Genomic DNA, 5,339 nt, shown 5'->3' with positions numbered 1-5,339 from the left:
CTTCTCAATACAAACAGCAACCGTCTGCACAAAAGAATCCTTCTCAAGACAAACAGCAACCAGCTGCACAAAAGAATCCTTCTCAAGACAAACAGCAACCGGCTGCACAAAAGAATCCTTCTCAAAGCGCTGGAAGTAACAGCATTTATGACTTTAGCAAACCAGAAAAGGACCATATTCATTCTCTACAAGACTTAATAGCAAAACTAAAAATGTCTAGTGACTTTGTTAATTATCATACATCTGATGATGAAACGATGCCTTATTGGATTTCTTACTACCGTCCTTCACTTGATGGAGAAAAGCTTCAAAAGTATTTAATGCCTACACTTTTAGAACGCTCTTGTTCTTCTCTTGAGGAGCTAAAAGAACATATGCCAATGAGCGGTATTACAATTACGAACGACTTACAAAAAATTGAGGACATGGTTTTAAAAGGACATGCAATTATTCAATTGAACCAGCAAGATCAAAAGTGTATGCTTGCAAACATTGCAATTGATACTTACCGGGCACCAAGCCCTCCATTAAATGAATCAACAGTTATCGGTCCACAAGAAGGTTTTGTAGAAGCTATTGATACAAATATTAATTTAGTCCGTAAACGCCTTCCAGTATTAGAACTGCAAACAAAAGAAATGATAATTGGCTCCTTTTCGAAAACAAAGGTTGTAATAATGTATTTAGACAACCTTGCAGAAAAGGATAATGTGGATTTTCTCGAAGAATCATTGCGAGCTCTTGAATACGATCAAATTAATGATAGTGCTTATCTTCAAGAGTTAATGGGCGAAAAATCAATTTTTCCATTATATATCAATACAGAACGAACTGATAGAGTGACAAAGGCACTTATTGATGGCAAAATTGCAATTTTTGTTGACGGTTCACCAAACGTTCTACTAACTCCTGTATCATATTTCGATTTCTTTATTTCACCAGAAGACTATAACGTCTCTTGGCTGTACGCTACATTTTCAAGGATTTTACGACTTATCGCGGTTCTTTTCTCAATTTGTGCAGCCCCATTATATGTTGCCGTTTTAAGTTATCATTACGAACTCATTCCAAGCGATTTGCTTGAAACATTGATTTTATCAAGAGCACAAGTACCATTCCCACCTTTAATCGAAGCACTCTTTTTGGAATTAGTTATTGATTTATTAAGAGAAGCTGGGGCTAGGTTACCGATGAAAGTAGGACAAACACTCGGTATTGTAGGTGGTATCGTAATTGGACAAGCATCTGTTCAAGCTGGGTTAACGAGTAACATTTTATTAATTATCGTTGCCTTATCAGCGTTAGCTTCCTTTATTACACCCATTTATAAAATGGGTAACGCCGTTCGTTTACTACGTTTCCCATTTCTCGCATTTGCAGAAATAGGTGGTCTATTTGGTATTTCTCTTGGATTTATCTTTTTATTTACCCATCTTTTTAGACTAACTTCTTTACGTAAGCCGTACGCACTGTTTTATCCAACACGCCAACAATCAGCAAAGGACTCTTGGATTCGTTTTCCATTAACGATGATTGATACGAGGGATGTACAAGCTAGACCACAGCATGTTAAGAAATCAGCAAACGGAATTTCAACAAAACATACATCTGATTTTGATGATTAAGAAATGAGGTGCATCGATGAGTAAAATTAAAGCAGAACACCAAATATCACCTATCTTCGTCTTCTTCTTAATTCACGGTGCACAATTTGGTGCTGGTGTTCTCGGATTTGCCCGCATTATTGCGAAAGCAGCTGGATACGATGGCTGGATAGGTGTCCTTCTCACAGGAATCATCATTCATATTCTCCTATGGATGATGTATTCCTCACTAAAAGGTATAGATGGCAATTTAATTGATTTGCATAAACAAACATTCGGAAAGTGGCTTGGGAATGGGATTAACATTATCTTTATGGTGTATTTTTTAATGGTCAGTATTTCTGTCGTTCGAACATATGTAGAAATTATTCAAGTATGGATGTTTCCTTCTGCTTCGATTTGGATGCTAACAACTTTTCTATGCTTAGTCGGTTATTATATTATCTCATCTGGTTTTCGTGTTATTACTGGTATCTGTGTCATTTCTATCGGCGGGACACTCGGATATCTTTTCATTAGCCTTTTTATCTTAAAATACACTCACTGGTCTAATTTACTCCCTGTATTTTCACATTCATTTTCAGACATTTTAAAAGCATCTCAATTATCAATCTATACTATGAGCGGATTTGAAATTTTTCTTATGATTTATCCATTTGTAAAAGAGTCTAAGAAATCTCATAAATTTGCACAATACGGTGCGCTATTCTCTAATCTTTTATATTTATTTAGCACCCTCTTAGCTTTTACATTCTTTAGCGAAAAACAATTATCCAAAACAATTTGGGCCCAGCTCTCTATGACTCAGGTTATCCAACTTCCTTTCATAGAAAGGCTAGAGTACATTGCAATCTCAGCTTATGCTCTCGTTATTGTTACGAGCTTCATTCTTCCTTTATGGGCAGCGACAAGAGGAACACACGAAATATTTCGTGTAAAACAAAGAGGTGTTTTAATTACTTTTTTGCTCATTACCCTCATTGTTTCACAACTTTTAACAAACAGACATGATATTAATGACTTTATTAGCAATGCGTCAAGAATTAGTTTTTGGCTTATTTACATATACATCCCAATTCTATTTATTATTGTGTGGGTGAAAAGAAAATGGAAAAAATCAAAAGAAAATTAATGCTTCTTTCTTGTATCAGCATCCTTAGTCTAACTGGTTGCTTACAAAAAAATATTATCGATGATGTCAATCTCATTCAAGGGGCTGTTTTTGATACAGCAAAAGATAATAAAGTAAAAGTCACATTCGTTTGTCCTATACAGAAAAAAGGTAATAAAGTTCAAGTCTTTGAAGGAGTAGGAAACGCAGTAAAACAAGTAAAAGCGGATATATCTTTAGAATCCTCTCAGCCGTTTGCAAGTGGACAAATGCGTTTTGCTTTATTTACTACAAAAATCGCCAAAAAAGGGTTGTCAACTTCCTTTGACACGTTAATTCGTGATGTGAATATCGGGAACTCTATTTATGTCGGTTTATTAGAGGGAACAGGACTAGACTTACTAAAAGGTAAATATACAACATCATCTAACGTTGCAATTTATATAAAGAAAATGTTAGACCATAATATGAAAACGGGTCCTTTACCTACTGACAATCTACATTTAGGAGCCTATCGATATTATCGTGAAGGTCAAGATTCTTATTTACCAATACTCAAAAAAGATAAAGATAAAATAAGAATTACTGGTATCGGACTTTTAAAAAGAGATAAATATGTTGGGAAAATTAACTATCACGATATGTTCGCCTTTAAAGGTTTATTGGAAAAACATCGCTTAGATTCACATGAATTTAAAGCAAACTCAGGATACACAATCATTAATAATATTCGATCCGTCCCAACTTACCAAGTAAGTATTAAAGATGGTAAACCATCATTTTTCATACACGTTAAACTAGAAGCACGCATTCAAGAACTATCTAAACAGTTCAACTTAGAAAATAAAAAGAACACAAAAAAAATAGAAAAGTCAGTTGAAAAACAATTAGATGCAACAGCTAACAAATTAATTAAACAGTTTAAATCTTTAAATGTGGATCCACTCGGTCTCGGCGCAAGGTATAAAGAACATTACCGTCCATTCAAATTAGAAGAGTGGCGAAGAATGTATAAAGATGTTCCTATTAAGGTGAAATACACTGTCAATATTACAAATTCTGGCGTAATTGAATAAGTTAATGATTGAACTCCCCTCTCTGGCATGGTACAACGGAGAGGGGAGTTTTTATTTTTAAATAGAGAAAAGGGATATTTACGGGGGAGCTTATGTCTAAAAAATTAGTAAAACCTATTTTAAATGGTATTTTATTTCTTGGCGTCTTTTTATTTGCTCATACATATTTAAAAAATGTTTCTTTTACTCGTTATTTACTTGTCGTTATACCAATGCTACTCATCGGAATGTTTGGCATTGATCTCATTTTATCCATTTTATTAAAGAAAGAAGAATAGCGAGCGAGGCCGTCCCCAAAAGGTATTTGGGACGGTTTTTCTTATTAATAAGCAGGTTATTATTGTCGTATTTTGTAGTTAATTCGATATTCCTTGTCGAATCGCTGATAAAATTCAAATTGTGGTCGATATATTCGAAAAATCGCCGATAAAATTTTATTTACCATTATGAGACATGAAAAAAGAGCTACTCTCATCAATTTTGGGACAAGCCTTTTTCATTTAATAATCACCTTATGTTACAATAAACTTCGGCATAACGTAAGAAAGGATGAAACAACATGACAAACGAAAAAGGTTTAGATAAAGGATTCGAACTTGTTGCAAAAATGCATGAAGAATTCGGACATCCTGTGACAAGTACTCCAACAAAACTAACAGAAGAGCGTGCAAAAATTCGTGCTAGCTTTATGCAAGAAGAGTTAGAAGAATTTCTAGAAGCAACAACTGTTGAAGATCAATACGATGCACTTATTGACCTTATTTACTTTGCATTCGGAACGTTTGCAGAAATGGGCGTACGTCCAGATAAAGGATTCGAAATTGTAAACAACGCCAACATGGCAAAACTATTCCCTGATGGGAAACCTCGATTCCGCGAGGGCGATGGCAAAATTTTAAAACCAGAAGGCTGGCAAGCACCAGAACCACAACTTCGTGCGGAAATTGAACGTCAACGTCAAGAGGCATTAGCAAACGCAGGAAAATAATATAAGAGCAGCTGCTAGGAATATTCTTAGCAGCTTTTTTGTACTATCATTCACAGGTCATGAACTTCGTGTTTTACTACTCAAGATTACATTTCGAAATGCAAATATATTTTTCTTCAAAATAAAAAATCCCCTTGCGCACAAGAGAATTTTTCATGTAATTCATTAATGTCCCACATGTCCAGCATGACCCGCTGCTCCAGCTGTAATTCCAGCTGTTCCCGCCGCAGTTCCAGCTCCTCCACCGTACCAAATTTGTTGTTGTCCTTGTTGATGTTGTTGTCCTTGTTGATGTTGCTGCCCTTGGTGGTGATGTTGTCCTTGATGATGTTGCTGCCCTTGATGGTGATGTTGCCCTTGGTGATGGTGTTGCCCTTGATGATGGTGTTGTCCTTGATGATGGTGTTGCCCTTGATGATGGTGTTGTGTTTGAAAAAGAACAGCCTGCGGATGAATTTGGTGATGACCGTGGTGATGTACTTGTTGTTGATGGTGACCGTGGTGCTGATGATGGCCATGTTGTTGATGGTGACCGTGGTGTTGATGATGACCGTGGTGCT

At 35.9% G+C, this 5,339-nt stretch carries 5 protein-coding genes and 1 pseudogene; 5 read left to right on the top strand and 1 reads right to left on the bottom strand.

Annotated elements, in window-relative coordinates:
* The 5 genes from V7038_RS02750 to V7038_RS02730 form a co-directional block, all read left to right on the top strand.
* Positions 1-1,625 (top strand): spore germination protein (locus V7038_RS02750; RefSeq protein WP_335469035.1); only part of this gene is annotated, 1,625 nt, incomplete at its 5' end.
* 16 nt (positions 1,626-1,641) lie between these two features.
* Complete coding sequence (locus V7038_RS02745; protein WP_078180090.1) at positions 1,642-2,736, top strand: spore germination protein; 1,095 nt, start codon at positions 1,642-1,644, stop codon at positions 2,734-2,736.
* Entirely contained in the window at positions 2,712-3,791 is a 1,080-nt protein-coding gene (locus tag V7038_RS02740) for a Ger(x)C family spore germination protein (RefSeq protein WP_078180091.1), read from the top strand. The genes V7038_RS02745 and V7038_RS02740 overlap by 25 nt, the downstream gene beginning before the upstream one ends.
* A 92-nt stretch (positions 3,792-3,883) precedes the next feature.
* Positions 3,884-4,069 carry a hypothetical protein gene (locus V7038_RS02735; RefSeq protein ID WP_044737517.1) on the top strand — a complete coding sequence of 62 codons (186 nt, stop codon included), beginning with the start codon at positions 3,884-3,886 and terminating at the stop codon, positions 4,067-4,069.
* A gap of 281 nt (positions 4,070-4,350) precedes the next feature.
* A complete protein-coding gene (locus V7038_RS02730) occupies positions 4,351-4,779 on the top strand; it encodes a hypothetical protein (protein ID WP_002112380.1) in 429 nt (142 codons plus the stop codon).
* Between the two features lie 165 nt (positions 4,780-4,944).
* On the opposite strand, the pseudogene V7038_RS02725 reads toward V7038_RS02730, so the two are convergent.
* A pseudogene (locus V7038_RS02725) lies at positions 4,945-5,339 on the bottom strand (VrrB protein); the annotation flags it as partial.

The organism is Bacillus sp. JJ783, assembly GCF_036963225.1.
GTDB classification, from domain to species: domain Bacteria; phylum Bacillota; class Bacilli; order Bacillales; family Bacillaceae_G; genus Bacillus_A; species Bacillus_A cereus_U.
The sequence above is the reverse complement of the archived record's forward strand: the minus strand, read 5'-3'. Positions and strand labels throughout refer to the sequence as shown.